General features: G+C 45.1%; 18 protein-coding genes. 11 read left to right on the top strand and 7 right to left on the bottom strand.

Going from position 1 to position 21,043, the window contains the following annotated elements; translation table 11 throughout:
- Positions 1-19 precede the first annotated feature (19 nt).
- Together K7B07_RS25425 and K7B07_RS25420 are read left to right on the top strand one after the other, a co-directional pair.
- Positions 20-880, top strand: coding sequence for an ROK family protein (locus tag K7B07_RS25425; RefSeq protein WP_223713360.1), 861 nt, complete (start codon positions 20-22; stop codon positions 878-880).
- Positions 881-962: 82 nt separating this feature from the next.
- Positions 963-2,804 (top strand): carbon starvation CstA family protein, encoded by a 1,842-nt coding sequence (locus K7B07_RS25420; RefSeq protein WP_223713359.1) that lies wholly within the window; start codon positions 963-965, stop codon positions 2,802-2,804.
- A 214-nt stretch (positions 2,805-3,018) separates the two neighbouring features.
- Here the strand turns inward: K7B07_RS25420 and K7B07_RS25415 are convergent, their stop codons facing one another.
- Positions 3,019-3,744 carry a hypothetical protein gene (locus K7B07_RS25415; RefSeq protein WP_223713358.1) on the bottom strand — a complete coding sequence of 242 codons (726 nt, stop codon included), beginning with the start codon at positions 3,742-3,744 and terminating at the stop codon, positions 3,019-3,021.
- A 99-nt stretch (positions 3,745-3,843) separates the two neighbouring features.
- Positions 3,844-4,326, bottom strand: a complete 483-nt coding sequence (locus K7B07_RS25410) for a hypothetical protein (protein WP_223713357.1) — start codon at positions 4,324-4,326, stop codon at positions 3,844-3,846.
- Positions 4,327-5,066: 740 nt separating this feature from the next.
- Between K7B07_RS25410 and K7B07_RS25405 the strand changes: the two genes are divergently transcribed.
- Complete coding sequence (locus K7B07_RS25405) at positions 5,067-5,675, top strand: dihydrofolate reductase family protein (protein WP_223713356.1); 609 nt, start codon at positions 5,067-5,069, stop codon at positions 5,673-5,675.
- Between the two features lie 151 nt (positions 5,676-5,826).
- On the opposite strand, the gene K7B07_RS25400 is transcribed toward K7B07_RS25405, so the two are convergent.
- From K7B07_RS25400 to K7B07_RS25390, 3 genes are all read right to left on the bottom strand, one after another.
- On the bottom strand, positions 5,827-6,741 hold the full coding sequence (locus K7B07_RS25400) for a pirin family protein (protein WP_223713355.1): 915 nt from the start codon (positions 6,739-6,741) through the stop codon (positions 5,827-5,829).
- A gap of 391 nt (positions 6,742-7,132) precedes the next feature.
- Positions 7,133-7,543 carry a RidA family protein gene (locus K7B07_RS25395; RefSeq protein WP_223713354.1) on the bottom strand — a complete coding sequence of 137 codons (411 nt, stop codon included), beginning with the start codon at positions 7,541-7,543 and terminating at the stop codon, positions 7,133-7,135.
- A 96-nt stretch (positions 7,544-7,639) separates the two neighbouring features.
- Positions 7,640-7,852: a hypothetical protein gene (locus tag K7B07_RS25390; protein WP_223713353.1), complete on the bottom strand. Its 213-nt coding sequence runs from the start codon at positions 7,850-7,852 to the stop codon at positions 7,640-7,642.
- 311 nt (positions 7,853-8,163) lie between these two features.
- Between K7B07_RS25390 and K7B07_RS25385 the strand changes: the two genes are divergently transcribed.
- The 8 genes from K7B07_RS25385 to K7B07_RS25350 all read left to right on the top strand — a co-directional run bounded on the left by K7B07_RS25385 (position 8,164) and on the right by K7B07_RS25350 (position 18,860).
- The gene (locus K7B07_RS25385) at positions 8,164-8,922 is read left to right on the top strand and encodes a hypothetical protein (RefSeq protein WP_223713352.1); all 759 of its coding nucleotides are present in this window, start codon (positions 8,164-8,166) and stop codon (positions 8,920-8,922) included.
- A 181-nt stretch (positions 8,923-9,103) separates the two neighbouring features.
- Positions 9,104-9,637 (top strand): RNA polymerase sigma-70 factor, encoded by a 534-nt coding sequence (locus K7B07_RS25380; RefSeq protein ID WP_223713351.1) that lies wholly within the window; start codon positions 9,104-9,106, stop codon positions 9,635-9,637.
- A gap of 163 nt (positions 9,638-9,800) precedes the next feature.
- Entirely contained in the window at positions 9,801-12,926 is a 3,126-nt protein-coding gene (locus tag K7B07_RS25375) for a SusC/RagA family TonB-linked outer membrane protein (RefSeq protein WP_223713350.1), read from the top strand.
- A gap of 5 nt (positions 12,927-12,931) precedes the next feature.
- Complete coding sequence (locus tag K7B07_RS25370; protein ID WP_223713349.1) at positions 12,932-14,431, top strand: RagB/SusD family nutrient uptake outer membrane protein; 1,500 nt, start codon at positions 12,932-12,934, stop codon at positions 14,429-14,431.
- An 11-nt stretch (positions 14,432-14,442) separates the two neighbouring features.
- The gene (locus tag K7B07_RS25365; RefSeq protein WP_223713348.1) at positions 14,443-15,078 is read left to right on the top strand and encodes a BACON domain-containing protein; all 636 of its coding nucleotides are present in this window, start codon (positions 14,443-14,445) and stop codon (positions 15,076-15,078) included.
- 193 nt (positions 15,079-15,271) lie between these two features.
- A complete protein-coding gene (locus K7B07_RS25360; RefSeq protein ID WP_223713347.1) occupies positions 15,272-16,114 on the top strand; it encodes an exonuclease/endonuclease/phosphatase family protein in 843 nt (280 codons plus the stop codon).
- 114 nt (positions 16,115-16,228) lie between these two features.
- Positions 16,229-17,302, top strand: a complete 1,074-nt coding sequence (locus tag K7B07_RS25355; RefSeq protein WP_223713346.1) for a FecR family protein — start codon at positions 16,229-16,231, stop codon at positions 17,300-17,302.
- Between the two features lie 229 nt (positions 17,303-17,531).
- Complete coding sequence (locus K7B07_RS25350) at positions 17,532-18,860, top strand: mechanosensitive ion channel family protein (protein WP_223713345.1); 1,329 nt, start codon at positions 17,532-17,534, stop codon at positions 18,858-18,860.
- A gap of 229 nt (positions 18,861-19,089) precedes the next feature.
- Here K7B07_RS25350 and K7B07_RS25345 read toward each other — a convergent pair whose 3' ends face one another.
- Positions 19,090-19,677, bottom strand: coding sequence for a hypothetical protein (locus tag K7B07_RS25345; protein WP_223713344.1), 588 nt, complete (start codon positions 19,675-19,677; stop codon positions 19,090-19,092).
- Between the two features lie 109 nt (positions 19,678-19,786).
- Entirely contained in the window at positions 19,787-21,001 is a 1,215-nt protein-coding gene (locus tag K7B07_RS25340) for an MFS transporter (protein ID WP_223713343.1), read from the bottom strand.
- Between the last annotated feature and the right edge of the window lie 42 nt (positions 21,002-21,043).

The raw sequence follows: 21,043 nt of genomic DNA, 5'->3' as shown, positions 1-21,043 counted from the left end.
TTGAGTGTAAAAATAAAATATGAATAGTTGTATAGCATTAGGTGTAGACATCGGAGGTACACATATTACCGCATCTCTGGTCGATTTGGAGAAAAGGATAATAATTGATGATAGTCTTAAGAGAGAGGAAGTCGCCTCAACCGGGCCATCTGATATGATTTTTGATAGCTGGGTAGATCTCTTAACACGGGTAATGGATTACGCCGGGAACCGGGTTGAGCAGATAGGCATAGCAATGCCCGGGCCTTTTGATTATAAATCCGGGATTAGTCTAATTAAGGAACAGGATAAATTCAGGAATTTATATGGTCTTAATGTTGGTGATATATTGTCCGGAAGATTGGGTATAAACCGGGAAAGAATTGTATTTAAAAATGATGCAGTTTGTTTTTTAAGAGGGGAAATGCTGGCCGGAAGCCTGAAAGGCTATGAGAGTGCTATTGGGATTACCCTGGGTACCGGCCTGGGAACGGCAGCAGGAAATTACTCCCTGGAGATCGATGCCGGTTTATGGAACATGCCATTTAAAAACGGGATAGCAGAAGATTTTTTATCTACCAAATGGTTTGTATCCCGGTTTTATACGCTGTCAGGCAAATCTGTCAGTGGTGTCAAAGAATTACTAAAACAATATAATAACAATAAGAATATCGATTTCTTATTCGATGAGTTTGCCCGTAACCTGGCTCTGTTTATTAGTGAATTTCTAAAAAAGTTTCCTTCTGAAGCTGTAGTGATAGGAGGTAATATCAATAAAGCATTCGCCAGGTTTCAATCTCAGGTACAAACGCTTCTCTGGAAAAAAATAGGACGAAGAATACCCATTGTAAATTCTGAACTGGGAGAATACAGCGCCCTGATTGGGGCCGCCCTGTTCTGATTTTTGTTGCCGGATTGTATCGAAAATAGTTGATCTGAAAAGCGGGAGTTTTCCGGCTGATAATATTTAAAAATAGCATATCATGGAGTGGTTAAATGGAGTAAATGCACTGACACTGGTTTTTGCAGCGTTATTAATATTTGCAATTGCCTACCGGTTTTATGGCGTTTTTATGGCGAATAAGGTGCTGAGGCTTAACGCAAAAAATAAAACGCCGGCCATTGAATTTGCCGACGGCAAAGATTATGTAGTGACCAACAAAAATGTACTCTTCGGACATCATTTTGCTGCTATTGCGGCGGCAGGACCATTGGTAGGCCCCGTGCTGGCTGCCCAGTTTGGCTACCTGCCGGGTACTTTATGGATATTAATTGGATGTGTATTGGGCGGTGGTGTTCATGACATGATTGTATTATTTGCCTCGGTAAGACATAAAGGCGAAAGCCTGGCAACTATTGCCGGTAAGGAGGTGGATAAAGGTACAGGTATGATTGCAGGCATTGCCATCCTCTTTATTCTGATCCTTACACTGGCAGGTCTTTCCCTGGCGTGTATCAGTGCAATGCACGAAGCTCCCTGGTCGCTCTTTACGGTAATAGCTACCATGCCTATAGCGGTAATAATGGGACTTATTATGCGTTACAAAGGTGAGAGCGTAAGGCTGGCGAGTATTATCGGGGGTGTTTTGCTGATCGCATCCATTATCGGGGGGCATGAGTTGATGAAAATCGGGGAAGTCCGGAACATCTTTCATTGGAAAACAGGTACTATTTCCATTGCTATTACTGTTTATGGTTTCCTCGCCTCCATTTTACCCGTCTGGTTATTATTAGTGCCACGGGATTATCTGTCCACCTATCTGAAAATCGGCACTATCATTATGCTGACAGTAGGTGTTGTTTTTGTTGCGCCAACTATTCAGATGCCTGCTCTTACCAAATTTATAAACGGGGGAGGTCCGGTTATTGGCGGCCCGGTATTGCCCTTTATTTTTATAGTAATCGCATGTGGTGCCATTTCGGGCTTTCATGCAGTAATAGCCACAGGCACCACTCCAAAAATGCTTTCTAATGAAAAGGAAATCCTTTTTGTTGGTTATGGAGCTATGCTTGTAGAAGGATTTGTGGCATTGATGGCTTTAATAGCCGCCTGTACATTAGTACCGGGTGATTATTTTGCCATCAACACACCTAAAGAATTGTATGGCTCCTTTATCGCTGCAAATCCGCAACTCCATACTGTGGATCTCGATCATTTCAGCAAAATGATCGGTGTGGATTTACATGGGCGTACCGGTGGGGCAGTTTCCCTGGCGGTGGGAATGGCTCATATCTTTAATAAAATACCTTTCATGGACGACCTGATGGCCTATTGGTACAATTTTGCCATCATGTTTGAGGCGGTGTTTATTTTAACGGCTATTGATGCCGGTACCAGGGTAGGAAGGTTCTTTTTACAGGAAATGCTGGGTAGTGCAATCCCGAAGTTTAAAGATAAAAACTGGAAGCCCGGTATTATAATATGCAGCCTGATATTTACCTTTTCGTGGGGATACCTGGTTTATACCGGTAATGTAAACAGTATCTGGCCGCTGTTTGGCATCAGCAACCAGTTGCTGGCAGCGTGCGGGCTGATTGTTTGTACCACCATGCTGATCCGCATGAACAGGGGCAAGTATGCCTTGTGTTCCGCTATTCCGGGAGTATTTATGGCAGTGGTCACTTTTTGGGCGGGGTATGAGCAAATCGTAAATGTGTACATACCAAAAGAACAATATCTGTTAGCCGTACTGGCATTTTTTGCCATGTTGCTCATGTTGATTGTGTTTGTCAACACATTTAAAAGATGGCGTATACTTTTAAAAACGGATCATAATGAAATAGACTGGTACGGCGAACCGGTTAAAGAACTGGTGGAACGATAATATTTCACTGGTTCTGCATTTCAGGTGCCGGAGTTGCAGCGATGAACAATAATGGCGGGTGCGGGAAAAGGATCAGCCACCTTACTTATCTGATACCGCCCTTTGGAGCGCTCACCGCAAGTGCAATGGAACGTATTGAAACCAACCCCAGCCTGCGCATCTGATCATTCAGCAGCAGGAACCAAAGAAAAGCTGATAAAAGCGAAGATTGCTGCTATAAGTCCATTAGTGCCTCGGCGTCCTTTGTTGTCATTGATTCAAGATTTAATAATTTCCCATAGGTAAGCTTCCTGGTTATTGTTTTGGGCTTGTTTTCTTTTTCATCAAACATGTCCCCGCCCGTGGTTTTGCTTATTTTACGGGTGGAAAAATTGACACTTGTACTGCTTTCTTCGCCTGAAGACCTGCTAAAACTATGGCAATCATAGCCGATCAATTCAAATATCCCGTTTTGAAACCGGAATGTATAATCTGTATTGGTAACCCCGTAGGAGCCGCAGCTTAGCCAGTATTGATAGCTTAATTTTAATACACCTTTTTCGATACCAATAGCGCCGGTCTCGCTCAGCGGATCAGCCAGGCATGAAGACTCGGCATCATTCGGGCTTGGGATAAAACTTTTGTTTCTGGCTGCCAATGTGTAAGAATTGTCAGGGCCTTTGAACAGGATAAGCAGCATCCTCGGGTTCAGATCCAGCGTGTCGGGACCCAAGCGCTCGTTGCTGACCAAATTTTTCGGGTTGGTATTCTGTATGATGATCGCCACATCGCTATTGGTATCTTTATTAAGATCGCCTTTTGCTGTATAGGCGATCTTCCATCCCTGTGGGACGAAACCTTCAACTGTTGCAGCTTTTTTTTTGATAACCGGATTGTCGTCCTGTGCAAATAAAATAGCAGTAGTAAACAATAATGCAGCTGTAATAGAAAATCTTATCATTCGTATGTTTAATCGGTTGTTGAAAATGATTGGTGGCTGAACTGTTTCGCAATACCAACTTTTGCATTAAAGATTATAATAGTAACCTGATTATTGAAATTACCTAATAATTCCTATAATCAGCACAATAAAAATGACGAGCGACATTTTCCAATAATAGTTTGTCACAAAAAGGCCCGCCAGAAGCAGGGGCAGATCCATTGAATTGGATTCAATTCGTCCGGTAGTGAGAGAAGTAGCGTATTTTATACTTAATCCTGTTTCGTCGCTGACACGCCATTTTGTATTCGATAAGTTTTCATACTTCCAGTGGACCTCCTTTCCATGAAGCTTTATATTGGCTTTTGTCCACAAATTGTCAAGTGTGATGATGCCAATAACTGTTTGTGTTGGTTCTTCGATGATCTCAGTATGCTGCCTTAAAAACCCTTTTGTCTTAAACGTATAGGACTTTCCGTATAATTCACTGTAAGCCGACTGGGAAAAACTATTACCCCTTAGAGTCCCGATCTGCAAATTATTTTCGTAAATAGTATAAAGGTCTGAAAACAAGTTTTTCTTCCAGCTAAGAAGTACTTTCATAATAGTGTCTTTTCTTGATTTTTAAGGGGTAGAGAGCACGACGGGTAAAAATGGAGCGTAATCCGGTTTCTCTTTTAGGATGGTACGCACTCTCGTCATATGTGCCTGTATAGCAGTAATAACGTTGCATCTATTATGCGCAAATTAAATAAATAGTAATTCTGAAAAAAATAAAAAAACGTTGGTCCTTACATAGGGATCGTTTTTTTTTATCAATTATATCTAGGGAGGTCATTATTTTATGGACAAGGAACGACTGGCATATTTACTTGACAGGTATGAAAAGGGCTTTGCAGTGTTGCGGAGCAGGCAGCACTGGAGGACTTTTATGGTGCCTTAGGTATTCGCGAAGACGGGGAACTTCCGGGACACATACCGGTTCATATAAAGGACTATGTGTCCCGGAAGTACAGGAAGCTAAAAGCGATTACAGATAGGCAGGAGTAAAAGAAGGCAAAGACAGGTATTGTTATTTTTTATGAGGAGCGGTATTTATTGCGGTCGCTGTAGGCTCTGTGTTTTTTCAACAGGGTCTTTACAAATATAAGTTCCTGTAACCGATAGATCAGGAGATACAAGGCGTATCCGGCGGGAGTTTGATCAATGAGTACGATGTCTGAATTATCCTGTCTGAAAGTCCAAAATCCCCCTTTTAATGCTACCAACACGGTATTATATTTGTTGAACAAGAACTATATCCTGGTAATAAACCTGTGTTTTAACAATAAAAGCAGCACAACATGACAACCAATAATTCCCGGAAAATGATCTCTGCAATGCAGATATCGCTGGATGGCTTTATCGAGGATCCGGATGGCAAAACGGATTGGGTGGATTCATGGGCGGATGCGATCCAACTGATCGACGATGTTGACACATTTCTTTTAGGTGGACATATGTACCCGGGATACGGGGAGTATTGGGGATCGATCTATGCGGATCCTCAGGCTATTCCGCCGAATCCCGAAGTGCCGTCACAGCAGGGACGGCCTCCATCCAGCAGTGAGATTGCGTATGCACAGCTGGCGGCACGCACACCTCACATTGTATTGTCGACCACACTCGAAAGCGTCTCGTGGCCCGAAACCCAGATTGTTCGGGACCTGGCGGCACTGCAGACCCTGAAGGATACGCCGGGAAAGAATATATATGTCGTTGGTGGAGCAGGTCTTGTTGCGAGCCTTATGGATGCGAACCTGATCGACGAGTTACGACTGATCGTTCACCCGATTGTCCTGGGCAGTGGCAAGCCGCTTTTTGAGGGAATACGACCGCACCCGCTGGAGTTCGTTCAGGCACAACCAGGCAAATCGGGCCGCGTAATGCTGACCTACCGGACAGCGGTGTAAGCAGACAACAATGCTTTTATTATGACAGAGGATCATTTTATTATCGATAATGTCCCGTACTTTCTTCACCCGGTATCGGGCCTGAGCAGGCTATATCCGGATCGGGAGAATGTCTTAAAGCCCCAGCTGATTTAAGAAAGCCAGCTGCCTGTTATGAAAGTGGTTCGGGCTTAGGCGGGCCCCCTGCAGGCTTCGATTTGTCGTCGGGCAAGGGTATGAACTCTTTATTGTCATTTGGCGGCAATATGATCCGTCCCTGTTTCCAGTCTTCTTTGGCCTGTTCGATACGCTCTTTGCGGCTGGAAACAAAATTCCACCAGATAAAACGTTCCCCCAGAGGCTCACCCCCCAACAGCATCAGTGTGGTATTTTCCTTTGCAATCATAAGGGGCTCTGCGCCCGGTGTAAATACAACCATTTGTCCTGCCTGATATAGATTTCCGGATATTTCAATACTGCCTTTGACAATATACATGCCACGTTCCGGATGGCCCTTGGGAGGCCCGAAGGTGGAACCTTCCTCTAACACAACATGCAGGTAAAAAAGCGGCGATTTTATTCTTACATCATTTCGTAACCCGTATGCATCGCCTGCGATCAGCCGCATCCAAATACCTTTGTCGGTGTATACAGGAAGTTCTTCCGGTTTGTAATTATCAAAAGACGGAGTTGCCTCTTCATCTTTTTCCGGGAGCGCCACCCATGTCTGTATCATTTCAAGCCCCCCGGTTAATGCAGATGGATCTTCAAATCTTTCGGAATGGGCAATACCGCTGCCAGCGGTCATCCAGTTTACTTCTCCCGGACGAATGACCTGCTCAACTCCCAAACTATCGCGATGGGTAACCTGACCACCAAAAAGATAACTGACGGTAGAGAGCCCGATATGCGGATGCGGTAACACGTCCAGTGTAGATGGATTGGCTGGTATATCTGCCACAGGACCGGCGTGGTCCATAAAAATGAATGGTCCGACCATTCTGCGTAAACGGAAGGGGAGGATCCGTTTAACTTTCATTGATTCACTAATAGCCGCATTCCTGGCTTCAATTACTATGTCGATCATAATAACGGTTTAAGCATAAATCTTCCGGTATAGGGTGCAATGAGCTCATTCCACATGCTGGTATTTCAAAAAAACAATTAAGAAAGATCATTATATGCCGGTACTTAATTTCTTAGCTAAAGTTAGTTAAATGCCGGGATATATCACTCAGGCCATTATTTAAAAGGATTGCAGGTTCCGCACATTCTATAGTCCTCTCAAATACTTTTGCATTGGCGGATCATTTTTCGGGTATCTGGAATAGTTTGGAAACGACTTTCCGTAAATATTAGCTACATCCGGTGCACTGGTATTGCCGGCCGGTCTGCTGAAGCAGCCTGCTGCAATCTTCCAGAAAAACTAACTGTTGCGGAAAGACCCGTGTAATAAAGGTGCCCGTCTTTTTGTATTGCTATTCCCCGGGAATAAATGCGATTGCTTCTACTTCCACCAGGTATTCCGGTCTTGCCAACGCTGCCACGAACATCCCCGATATTGCCGGTGGGTTCTTCAGCCCGCCTAAATATTTTTGCGATGCCTGGAATCCAAGACGCAGGTCCTGGCCATGCACGATAAAAATTGTGAGCTTTACAATATGCTCAAAGGTGGCACCGCAGGCGGTTAATGCAGTTTGCAGGTTCTGCATTACCTGATCTGTTTGTACTCCGATATCGCCAATGCCAATGATCCGGCCTTGTGCATTAATGGCGTCCTGGCCGCCGATGTACACCGTTTTTCCTTTGCCCAGGGTGATCACTGCCTGGGAAAAGGCGGGGTTTTTGGAGAGCCCTTCCGGGTTGATATGTTGGATTTGAGGGGTCATGGATGATATAATTTGCTACAAGTTACAAAAAAGTAATGCTACCCGTAATTGTTTGCTGCGCACGAATGGTGCTGCCCGGGGATTGAGCCGGGTCTGTTATAACATAAAACTGCAGGCTATGATATTTACAGCCAGGGTGATAACTGCGGCCGATACAAAGAAAACGAGCATGTAATGCCCCGTGCTTTTCACATCCCGTTTTATAATATCCCGCAGAATGATCGCCAGGGTATAAAGTATTCCTGAAAAGATAAAAACGATCACGATACACAAGATTATTGCTGTAGTTATTGTTTTGCTGTTGATCATAATATTGGAGCGGTTTTATTGTGTAACTTATATATTGCAGTTCAGGGGCGTAAAACAGCGAAAAATATCCCGGGCCGCGTCAAAGGTCGTGGTTGGTAGCGGTGATATATTTACTGAAATGCTGACAAAACTTATGTAATTCGTTAATTCAATTAGTACGGCCTGCCGAATTTGGAACAAGGGTTTATCTTCGTCAGGAAATTATTATTATGAGAATATTCAAAAGGCGTTCTCTCAGTTAATGCTTACCCTGAGTTGCCGTATTGTTAATTATATCTAAATCATCAGTATACTTGTCAGATAACAATATTGTGAAACGGTTTTTTGTATTTGTTTTATTGTCTTTCGTCATTAATGCCTGCAGCAATAAGAAAGAAGTGCTGCAGGTAGAAGATATCTCAGGATATTTACCGGTTAATGTGGGTAAATACATGGTTTATAGAATTGATTCTACCGTATTCCCCAGAAGTGGCACTGTAACTGAAGTGCACAAGTACCGGGTGAAACATACAATTACGCAGGAAATAGCGGATAATGCCGGCCGCAAAACCTATGTGGTAGAACGGTTAATTAACAATGAAGCAGGTACCGGTACATGGGTGGGTAACGGCACTTATTTTATTACTCCGGGGGAAAGAAGCGTCGATGTTATTGATAACAATATGCGGGTAACAGTGCTGCAGGGTCCTTTGAGAACGGGCTTTTCCTGGAAAGGGAATAGCAAGCTTCCTCTCAATCCTTATGATGATCTTTATCAGTTTAACATAGCAGGTCAGGCCATGAATGCATGGAACTTCAGTTATACTGCATTTGGGGATATGAGCTATCAGGGACAAACATACAAGGATGTATGGACCGTGCTTCAGCAAGACGAAACATTAGGACTTCCGCCAACCAGTACGACTATTTTGGGATATAAAGAATTTTCTACCGAAAAATATGCAAAGGGAATAGGATTGGTATTTAAAGACTTTCAGTTATACCAGTATGAAGATGGGAGCAATGTTGATTTTCCGGAAGCTCATTACACCGGGTTTGGGATTACCATGTGGATGATTGATCATAACTGAGAATACTTTTGGCAACCTTTCCTGCAGGAGCCGGAGAAGGTGCATAGTTCTGAAGCAGACCGGTTGCGGCAGCCATATATGCCGCGTTTATCAGCTCATTCCGGCCCTGCACTTTTGACGTATCGCTTAACTATAATTTAATCTTCGTTTTTTCATGGTTTAGTAACTTGCGGCCCTTATTATGGATTATGTTTCAGAGATAAAAAGTGGAAACAAACTTGTTTTTGAAGAAATATATCATAAATATCATAATAGATTTTACTTTTTTGTGCTAAAGAATACAGCTTCAGAGGATCTGGCGGAAGAAGTGGTACAGATGAGCTTTATTAAGGTTTGGGAGAAAAGATCAGAACTCTCCAGTTCCTTTCCCATCGAAGTACAGATTGCAAGGATCGCCCGGTCTATTATGATTGATATATTGCGCAAAAAAGCGATGGAACGAAGCGCATTGGATGCAATAAAACAAAATGCAGATGCTGCTATAGCCGGCGACCCGGCTGCCGATAAACAACTGGTTGAAAAAGTACAGGAGGCCATTGAAAGCCTGCCGCCCCAATGCAAAAAGATTTTCATACTCAGCCGTGAAGAAGGACTTACCCATTTGCAGATAGCTAACCATTTGTCCGTTTCGCCCAAAACGGTGGAGAATCACATTTCAAAAGCGTTAAAAGTGGTGCGAAAAGCCGCAGCCTTATGTTTTATTATGGGCATGTAAGCCGGCGTATGTTATCAAATTGTTAACGGGTAGGGGTAAACACCATTTTGTTCGAATCTTCTGTGTCATTCCCGGATAAAATGCCGCCACTTAAGATGGGACGGCATGTTGGACATAATAACGATTATGAACCGGCGCCGGGTGTATTAAATTTTTGCAGAAGATGAAAAAACAAAAGATGTTGTTCAGAGCACTGTTTACTTTTTTTTCCCTGGTCGTTGCGTTAAGTGCGGCAGCTCAGTCCGCTCAAATAAAGGGCACTGTCCTGGATGAACAGGGAAAGCCGCTTGAAATGGTTTCCGTTGTTGCCCGGCAGGCGGGAACGGTTATCGCTTCAACGCTTACCAATAAGGAAGGCTCTTTCAGCCTGGGCAATCTGAATGAGCAGGGAACTTATGACCTTTATTTCAGCTATGTAGGTTACGAAACCTATATAGAGAAAGATGTAGCGCTTAAAAAAGATCAAAGCGCTTTACTGGTGCGACTGGTAAACAAAACGGGTGATCTTGAGCAGGTAGAAGTAGTGGCTGTAGGCTATGGCAGCGTAAAAAAACGCGACCTTACCGGAGCGGTTTCCACTGTTAAAATGCAGGACCTGGAGAACATTCCCGTTCCGCGGGTAGACCAGATGCTTGCGGGAAGAATTGCGGGAGCTGAATTCATGTCCACGGATGGTGCGCCAGGTTCCGGCACAACCGTTCGTATACGTGGCACAAGATCCATTTCGGCCGACAATGAACCTTTATATATTGTAGACGGAGTAATGGATGGTATCAATAATCTGAATGATCTGAATCCTTCAGATATTGCCAGTATCAGTGTCTTGAAGGATGCATCTTCTACTGCCATCTACGGTTCCCGTGGCGCCAACGGAGTCATCATCATCACCACTAAAAGCGGGATCAACAAAAATGGTAAAACGGATTTTACCGTAAGGACATCCCAGGGCTTTGCCAGGATGGCCGGGTACCTGGATTTAATGGATGCCACTGAGTTTGCACAGCTGATCAACGATCGTTTTTATTATGCCAGTGCGGCCAATAAAACCAAGCCGCTCGAAGATTATCCCTATCCGGATCCGCTTTCACTTGGCAAAGGCTCCGACTGGCAACATGCCCTTACCCGCACCGCGCCATTTGCCAATTATTCACTGGCCGTCTCAGGAGGGAATAACAACACCAAATTCTTTATTTCCGGGGGGTACGACAATATTGACGGCGTTATTCTCGGAAGCGAGTTCAAGCGATACCAGTTCCGGCTGAACCTCGACCAGACCCTGGGCAGGTATGCGAAGGCTGGTGCACGCATTGCGTATTCCAATAGTACACAGGAGCAGCCCATGCGGTACCTGGGCGCCTATAATAACTGGAGCGTATCGTTTGTGTCAGTAGCTCCTGTGGTCCCGATTTATAATCCTGATGGCAGTTTGAACAGCTGGAACTCGCAAAACTATTCAGGAGGAGTATCCGACCTGCCTTTATTTGACGCTACCCTGAGAAAGAATACCACTCAAACAGGTACACTTACTTCAATGGCATATGTAGACATTACACCGGTTAAAAATATCGTGGCGCGTTCCTCCGTTGCTTACTCCAAATATGATATCAACAACAATGCCTTGGTTCCCTCTACCATGCCCAGCCGGGCCACGGCGGGCAACGCCACTTCTAAAAGCATCAACCAGAATGATAATCTTCTGAACGAAAATACCATTACCTACAAAAACACTTTCGGCAGCGGACATCATTTTGATGCGATGTACGGCTTTACTGTTCAGATGCTGAATTTCTACCGGGTTTCCATAAGTGGCAGCGGGTATTACAGCGACGAGACGGCGCTTTGGGATATCGGGGCCATCCCTGATAAGCAAAACCTGAATGTAAGCGGCGCAAAAGAATTGCAAACGCGCCTGTCGCACCTTGCCCGTCTGAATTATAACTATGCGCAAAAATATTACCTGACCGCCACATTGCGCAGGGACGGTGCTTCCAACTTTGCTGCCAACAATAAATGGGCGTATTTCCCCTCGGCAGCTTTTCGCTGGAATATCCTGAACGAAAACTTTATGAAAAACTCCGGCCTGAGTGATTTTGCTGTCCGTCTCAGTGCCGGTACATCGGGCAACGATGCCATTTCCCGTTATCAGTCGCTCAGTCGCCTGAGCTCAACCACATCCGGGTATTTATTCGGAGATGCGCAGCCTGTTGCATTCTATCCATCGGGTATCGCGAACTCCGGTTTGAAATGGGAAAAAACAACTACCTATAATGCGGGCATTGATCTTTCTTTCTTTGGAAAACGGCTCGAAGTGACACTCGATGCCTATAAGAGCAAGACCTCGGATTTGCTGCTGAGTGTACAGATGCCTACGCAAACGGGATTTTCTTCAAGATTGATGAATTTTGGCAAGACGTCCAACAAAGGGGTTGAGCTGACCATCAATTATGATGTGATACGGAAGCCCGAATTCGGATGGGCTACCAGCCTTACCGCAGCACATAACCAGCAGATGGTGGATGATATCGGCCTGGTAGGAAGGGTGGTTACCAACACCTATAGCTACGGGGCGCAATATATGATCAATGGTTATCAGACCGGCTATCCGCTGAATGCTATCTATGGTTTTGAATATGGTGGTGTATGGAAAAGTCAGGACGAGATCATCAAAAATCAAACAGACAAGCAGTACGTATCGGCTTCGGCAGCTTATCTGGTTCCGGGACGTCAGCGTTATATTGACCAAAATAAGGATGGCTTAATGAATAGCGATGATATGGTAATGCTGGGAGATGCCGATCCGGATCTGTATGGTGGTTTGCAAAACACATTCCGCTATAAAAAAGCGTTTCTGTCCGTTTTCTTCAACTATTCTATTGGCGGCGATATGTATTATCCCGGTGGCATGTTCAACATGACAGGAGTGTACCTCAATAATCAACAGGAACTCATGGTAAACAGGTATCACGAGATTCGTAATCCTGATTCAGATATTCCCAGGACCGATTCGAAAGATGACATTCCCAATGACCGTTTTGTATACGATGCAAGCTTCCTGCGTTTAAAGGCAGTATCCATCGGATATACGTTTGATCTTGCAAAAATGACCGCTTCAAAACTCAAATCACTGGCACTTTCGTTAAACGGAAGCAACCTGTTGCTGTTGAAAAATTATATCGGCTACGACCCGGAAGTAAATACAAGTGGCACTTCCTCTACCTTGCGTCGTATCGACAACGGCTCATTCCCTCCGAACAGGACAATCACCTTCACTGCTGAATTAAAATTCTAATGGGTATGAAACAAATAAAAATATATTCACTCGTTGTACTTATCATCTTTGGTCTGGGCATGAGCAGCTGCAGGAAATTTTTGGAGGAAAAACCGAAAAGTTTTCTCAGCGCTGATAACTTTTACCAAACGGAAGCACAGGCCTTGTCTGCCGTAAACGCCTGTTACCTGAAACTGTACAATATATACAGGGGTGACCTGATGATGGCAACCGAGTATACCAGCGATTTGTCCTATTTGACAAATGGCGGTGTAGATCAATCGTTTGGCATGTCGCCCTCCAACCCCGGAGTTGCCGATGGTATCTGGACCTCGGCGTATAATGGTATTATGGTATGTAATGCTACTATTGCCGGCATTCAGAATTCGGTGTCCATTGCTGAAGAAAAAAAACCTGCGTTGATTGGCGAAGCAGCTGTTATCCGTGCGCTGTACTATTATATTCTTACCAGTATGTTTGGCGACGTGCCTTACTATACGAGTGACGCCAGCTCCAGTTTTGATGCATTAATGGAAGTGGCACAAATGGGCCGCATGTCGGCTACAGTTATCAGGGATAGCGTAATGGCAGACCTTCAGAAATGGGCACCGGCGCTGCCGCAGACAAAAAGTTCATCTATTGCCGATAACAGGATTGGCGCGCCATTGGCCTATATGCTGATCGGTAAAATGGCCCTTTGGAATAAAAAATGGGAGCTGTGTATTGCAGCGATGCAAAAACTGGAAACAATTTATGGAGCACTCTCCCAATATGCATTGACCGATACCTGGTTCCGCAATAAAAATAAGGCGGAATCTATTTTTGAAGTCCAATATTCAGGAACGATAAAGATCAGCAATGTGGCTACCCAGATGACGCCGGCGCGGGCCTCAGGCGCTGTTTATGACGGGGTTACCATCCCGCAGCTCGGCACCACCACCACTACATTTACCGCGGCGACACCTACGGCCTATTTTATGTCGTTGTATGAGGACACTGATCCGAGAAAGAACACCACACTCGCATACAGCTATGATGGTGTGTGGTTCAACCGTCCGAAGTCAAACAATTTTACAGGAAAACCCTGGCCCGGCCCTAAATTCTGGTGCCCCAACATGAGTCTTCAGCAGGATAATAATAACCAGAAGGTTTTCCGGTTTGCTGATGCCTTGCTGATGCTGGCGGAGGCTGCCAACGAACTGGGTGACCCTGCTACAGCCATGGATGCTATTAACCAGGTGAAAGCAAGGGCCAATGCCGGTTTTGTGCTCGCCGGTTATCCTGGCAAAGCGGCGTTTCTCGAGGAAGTGAAAAAAGAACGTGCCCGGGAATTGTATGGAGAATATGGCCGTAAATGGGACCTGGTTCGCTGGGGCGATTTTTACAGCCGTGTAAGCGCCACTTCCGCCACTGAAGTAGATGACATCCAAACCAACCTGAGGCCTTACCATGAATATTACCCGATACCCCAGACGGAGGTCGACCGCTCGGGAGGGATATTGACCAATAATTCCTATAATAAATAAAAATTACGACTATGAACCGATCTATATCATTGTTTGCTTTTGTGACCTTGCTGATTGCCGGTTGCAAAAAGGAGGACACGGTATTTAATACAGACCTTGCGCTTGATTCCAGATTCATTATCCTGAATGCTCCGGCTGATACAACGAAGATTGTTGTATATGCTGATGGCAATTGGACCATGGAGAACCGTGACAACGCCTCCTGGATCACAGTACAGAACGGAGCCGGTAAGGGAACGGGCTACGCAATTATTTCGGTTCCGGACAACGCTTCTGATTATCCGCGGGCAGCGACATTGCTTTTTATGTCGGGTAGTAAAACAGATACCCTTAAACTGGGACAAAGAGGTGTTATTGTGCCGGCACTGGCCATTACGGCGACTTCGGTGGCAGCGCCGGGTATGGGCGGAGCTGTGGAGACGGCCATTAACACAAAGTTCCCTTTAAGCGCGATCGGCGTAACTTATGGATATAGTGCGGGTGACAGCTGGATATCCGGTCTTCAGATAGCAGACGGCAAGATGTCCTTTAACGTAGCAGCAAATGAAACCGCCGAGGCGAGATCGGGGAAGATTTATCTCAGCTATACGGACATACTGGGAACCAATCTCAGTGATTCGCTGACGGTGAACCAGGCCCGCCCGTAAGTTTTTTGTATATTGTTGGTATAATGCATTGAGATGCTATAGAATTGAATGGCTCGTGTATGTATGAATTAAATATACAGATTTCAATGATTTTAGACCTCGTAAGGAGCGCTTATGCAGACTTTTGCACAGGCATTCAGCGCAGGCTGTAAATAATAACGGCAATTTTATTACAAAAATTATTTGAAAAGATATGAGAAAAAAACTGGTTTTTATGTTGGTGGCACTGTTCTGTGTAGTGAACACCATGGCGCAGTCCGAAAGCAATGCTCCTGTTAAACTAAGGGTGGGGTCCTATAATGTGGGACATTTTAACCAGGGTATGAAAGGCGGATTGGAAGTGAGAGGCAAAGCTCAGTATCCGGCGGATAGACAAGTAACAGGGAAGTATATAACACAGGAACTGCTGAGCTGGAAGAGCTGGATCGGTGCACAAAGCCTTGATGTGCTGGCTGTTCAGGAATGGAACAGGTATTTTGATCAGGACAGTACATTCATAGCGGCTGATGAGCTTTTAAAGCCTTATTATAACAATATTTATTTCGGAGATGAGCATACCTGGATCTACAATGGCATTGCGACAAACTATCACCTCTCCAATCTGCGTCAAAAGTATTGGTTCGAAGATTATTATGCACTTATTGGCGATCTCAAGATCGGGAACAAAATCATTCAGGTTATTTCAACACATATTCCGTGGCAGGTAAAAGGACACGCCGCGGCACTGGATGCTGTTATTGCAGAATTGAAAAAGTATAAATACTTTATTTGCTTTGGGGATACCAACTCCTCTGATGCAGAGATCCTGCGTTTTCCCGCGGCGGGATTCAATATTGCGAACGGGGGAGGACAGGGCTGGTTTGTAACGGCTTCCGGAGGTGCTAAACTGGATCGTATGAAAGATGGCCCTAACCGGCATATTGATAATATTATTACCAGCAAGAACATTAAGATTATGAATGTTTCCGCTCCGTATACAAAATTGAATGATATGGATCATCTGCCGATTATGGCGGATGTAATTATAACCGAATAGTCTATGATAATGCGCTGAAGCCGCATTGAATGGCTGAATAGCGGCGCGTCAAACCGCTAATCATCTGTTTTAAATCAGTCGAAACCAAGTATATGGATCTCTACAAATCTCCCCATGAAGCCCGATAAAGACGTAATAGAACGGTTCCTGAAAAATCAATGCACCGATGCGGAGGCCGAAATTGTTGACCGGTTTTTTAAAGAAAACCCCGGCGAGCTGGAATGGTATCTTCCCGTAAGCGCATGGCTGACCGGCCCTGAAATGCGATTGAATGAAGCGGTAAGTACCAGGATATTGCAGCAGATCCGGAAGAAATATGAGAAGAGAAAACGGACAGCGGCAACCGCAAAATTATTACGATATATTGCTGCTGCCTGCATAGCCGGACTGGTAGTATGGATGGGGCTGAAGTTCTTTACGGACACACAAACGCCGGAACACGATACCATGGCAGCGGCAGATAGGGATGCTCCCGGTGTACTGAAAACGATAGAAAATAAAACGGGTAACCTGATGCAGCTGATACTGCCGGACGGCTCGGTGGTTACCCTGTATCCCGGGGGGCAGCTTCAATACCTGCCGGCATTTGAAACGAACCGCAGAACCTTGTATTTAGAAGGTAAAGCAGGATTTGAAGTAAGTAAAGATAAGACGCGGCCTTTTACTGTATATGCTTCCGGTATTGGTACAACAGCCTTAGGCACAAAGTTTCTTGTATCGGTTTTGGAGAATCAGCGGGTATCGGTAATACTAAAGGAGGGCGTCGTAAAGGTATCGCCACAACACGGCAGAAATGCGCATATGAATGCGGTGCTGCATCCCGGCGATCAGCTGATTGTAGACAGCGGGCAGTTTAGCAATTATTCGTTGACACACCAGGAGACCTCCACCCCGGCAGTAAGGAAGCGTGAAACACACACCGTGTCGCCCGCGCCTCAGGATACCCTTGCGAAAAAGGAAGCAAGGCTGGTTTTTAAGAACCAGCCATTAGGGGAAGTGTTCAGGAAAATAGAAAAAAAATTTGATGTAATAATCGACTATAAAAATGCACCCGGTATTGAAGAGAAATTATTTACCGGTATTTTTCTGGAAAATGACAGCCTGGAATTTATATGTAATCTCATTTGCAAATTGCATGAATTGCATTACAGCATTGAAGGACGTACCGTAATCATCAGGACAAAGTAACTGTCACCGGTAACACTTTACATTACCGGATTTAATGATTGCCGGCAGCATGTGATGATGCCTCCAACATGCTGCATGTACTGGAACACTCTCAATAGATTCCTGGGTTCGTTAAAATGGAGAAAGGAGGACGCAGTTTAAGTTTAAGAATGTTAATAGGCAGCTTTTTTAAGGAGATCCTGTAATTTGATAACGTGAAGTTTGTTTTTCGCGGCTAAAATGGGTACGTTTGCTTGTTAATATGACTTTTGATAGCATTATTAACATCGAGAAAAGTATTTCTGTTTCACAGGCCAGTGAAGTTTATCATTGGGCTTACAGTATCTGGCAAGGGTTAAATGTTTCGGATAAGGTTTTGCATATTCTTACCAGTGCAAGCTTACTGCTGGCTGCCCTGCTGGTACTGCTGATTGCTGATTATATTGTTCGTAAGATAGCGAAAGCGCTTTTGCAGCGATTTATCTCCAGAACCCGTTGGACCTGGGACGATAAGCTGATAAAAAACAAAGTGCTTGATGCTGCCAGCAGGTTGATCCTCGTGATCTTTGTACGGCAATTGCTTCCCTTTGTTTTTATCGGATTTCCCAGGTTTGCAGCCGGATTGGAAAAATTTCTGCTTATTCTGATCGTTATTTGTGCGTATGTACTGGTGAATAACATTCTAAAAACAGTTCGGGATATGATGGCCGGTGCAAGGGCTTTTGCAGACAAGCCGCTTGACAGTTATCTTCAGGTCATTCAGATCTTCCTTCTCTTTATGACGGGAACACTGATCGTATCGGCACTCACCGGCAGCTCTCCCTGGTCTTTTTTGGTTTCTCTGGGTGCTGCTTCAGCAATCCTGATGCTTGTTTTCAAAGATACAATTCTCGGTTTTGTAGCCAGCATTCAGGTCTCTGCAAACGACTCGATCCGGGTAGGTGACTGGATTGAGATGCCAAAGTATGGAGTGGATGGAGACGTATTGCAAATAAACCTGAACAATGTAAGGGTACGGAATTTTGATAAAACCATTGTTACCATACCCACATATACATTGCTGAGTGATGCCTTCAAGAATTATAGAGGCATGCAGGAAAGTGGCGGGAGAAGGATCAAAAGGAGCATCAGTATAAAAATTTCTTCAATCCGCTACCTGGATACAACGGAGATCGAAGAACTTAAAAAGATCCAGTTATTAAAAGCGTATATCAATAAAAGGGAAGCCGAAATTGAAGCCTACAATCAAAAATATCAGGTAGATCAAAGCATTCCTGTTAACGGAAGGCGAATGACCAATGTAGGTCTTTTTCGATCTTATATCCTTTCCTACGCAAAGCACAATGCTGATATACACAAACATATGACCTTAATGGTCCGCCAACTGGCACCAACAGAATCGGGGCTCCCCCTAGAACTGTACATGTTCACCAGGGGTACTGATTGGGGGTTCTTTGAGGATACAATGGCCGATCTCTTCGATCACCTGCTTGCGGCGATCAAATTCTTCAATCTTGAGGTGTTTGAGTCTCCGGCTTCCGATGATCTTCGCCAGCTGCGCCTCAGTAAGTATGTATAAACCCAGCGATGAAAAACAGAAATAACCGGACAGGCCCTGTTAAAGCCGGTTTGCAATACCTGATGCAGGAATTACGTACGGATGATCACGCAGGAACTCCTGAACTTTTATATGCGGGTGAATGAAATGAGTACTGCATACATACCTCCTGAATATGCAGTGAAACAATACTAGTAAGTGTTTGACACAATTTTAAACCGGGTAAGAAGACCTTTGAAGAAGGGCTGGCTTAGTAGCCGCAGTTGACAGGTATGTCCAGCAATTCCGCGTGTCCCAGCTTAAAATCAATGGCCCGGTTCAGCAAGGACTCATTTTTTCCTGTTTCGGGATTAAGCGTGCTGTCATAGACCGCAATGGTAAGCTTTGCTGCTTTTTTTAAGGCATCTACAAAGGCCCCGAACCCAGGCTTCGCCGCCTGCGCAAAAGGATTTTTATAATCTTTCCCATCCAGCAGGAAATGAACTTCTCTGTCATTGTCTCCAGCGGAGCTGATGAAGTCGAGCCCGCCCCAATCTCCGTCGCGGTAGGCATCGCTGTATTCCACGAGGAATCCGGGTTGTTCACGATTGTTTTCGCATGTCAGCCTCAAATTTAAAATATAATCTTTATTGGACAGGTTCAGCAGTTGTTTGCCTTCCTTATACCGCAGGAGTATCCAGCCATCGACCGGCAGTTTTTTCTTAAACGCTGCCGATTGCTGTTCCTGCATTTGCTCCGGAACATCGATAATGTTTTTACCGGTGACCTGCTGAGCCGCCACACTGTTGATGTTGCACAGTATCAGCAACAGCACCGCGATTTCTTTTATGCCAATCATTTGTTATTGTTTGCTGCAAATATAGTATCCGCCGGGCCTTTCCCGTAACGGAATGTTGCCCCAGTGATTTATCAAACGGATATTTCCCGGTTTGTTCCGCGGGGATCCGTTATATTTTTTTCCCTTCGATATTGGGAAGGAATGCGGTTATGATGCCGATCAGGGGCAGGAAGGCACAGATCTTAAAAACATATTCAATACTGGTGTGATCTGCGAGGTAGCCCAATACTGCTGAGCCGATACCACCCATGCCAAATGCAAATCCAAAAAACAGGCCCGCGATCATTCCGACCTTCCCGGGGATCAGCTCCGTAGCATAAACCAGTATGGCGGAAAAAGCGGATGAGATGATCAGGCCGATGATTACCGCCAGCGTGATCGTTGCCCATAAACCTGTGTGTGGCAACAGAAGGGTAAACGGTGCCGCACCAAGAATAGAGATCCAGATGATCAGCTTTCTGCCGTATCGGTCTCCCAGCGGTCCGCCCAATATAGTGCCCGCTGCCACCGAAGCCAGGAAGATAAAGAGGTAGATCTGGGATTGCTGTACACTTACACCGAACTTATCGATCAGGTAAAAGGTGAAATAGCTTGTCATCGATGCCATATAAAAGTATTTGGAAAAGATGAGCACCAGCAGGATGATAATGGAGGATACAACGGTGGCCCGGGGCAGGGGTTTGTGTTCCGGTAGTGCTGCCGGGCTGGTAATTGTTACCGGCTTTTTGATGATCATATGCTGCCCGTACCATTTACCGACAATGGTTAGGATAAAAATAGCAGCCACAGCTAATATGGCAAACCAGCTGATGTAACGCTGGCCGTGCGGCACAACGATAAGGGCGGCCAGTAACGGCCCAATGGCTCCACCTGCGTTACCACCTACCTGGAAAATGGATTGCGCCAGACCCTTCCGGCCACCTGAGGCCAGGTGGGCCACGCGGGATGCTTCAGGATGAAAAACAGAAGACCCCATTCCGATCAGGCTCACGGAAGCAAGGATGTAGTAAAAGTCGGCGGCAAAGGCAATACACAACAGACCCAGCAGGGAGAATACCATGCCCAGGGCCAATGACCTGGGATTGGGTTTCCTGTCGGTATAATGGCCCACGAACGGCTGCAGGATAGAGGCGGTTAACTGAAATACAAGAGTAATGATCCCGATCTGGGTGAACGACAAAGCGTAGTTGTCCTTCAGCATCGGGTATACAGCAGGAATGACCGACTGCAGGAGATCATTGAGCAGGTGCGAAAAACTGATCGCGAATAATATCGGATAAACCGTTTGACCGGGAGCTGTAGGAGCCAGAGATTGATTTTTCATATTTTATCATCAGATCATCTGATGTTTTATTGGTTTAAAAAA

The sequence above is a fragment of the Niabella beijingensis genome (assembly GCF_020034665.1).
In the GTDB taxonomy this organism is placed as follows: domain Bacteria; phylum Bacteroidota; class Bacteroidia; order Chitinophagales; family Chitinophagaceae; genus Niabella; species Niabella beijingensis.
Note: the sequence above shows the minus strand (reverse complement) of the source record. Positions and strands in the feature narration are given on the sequence as shown.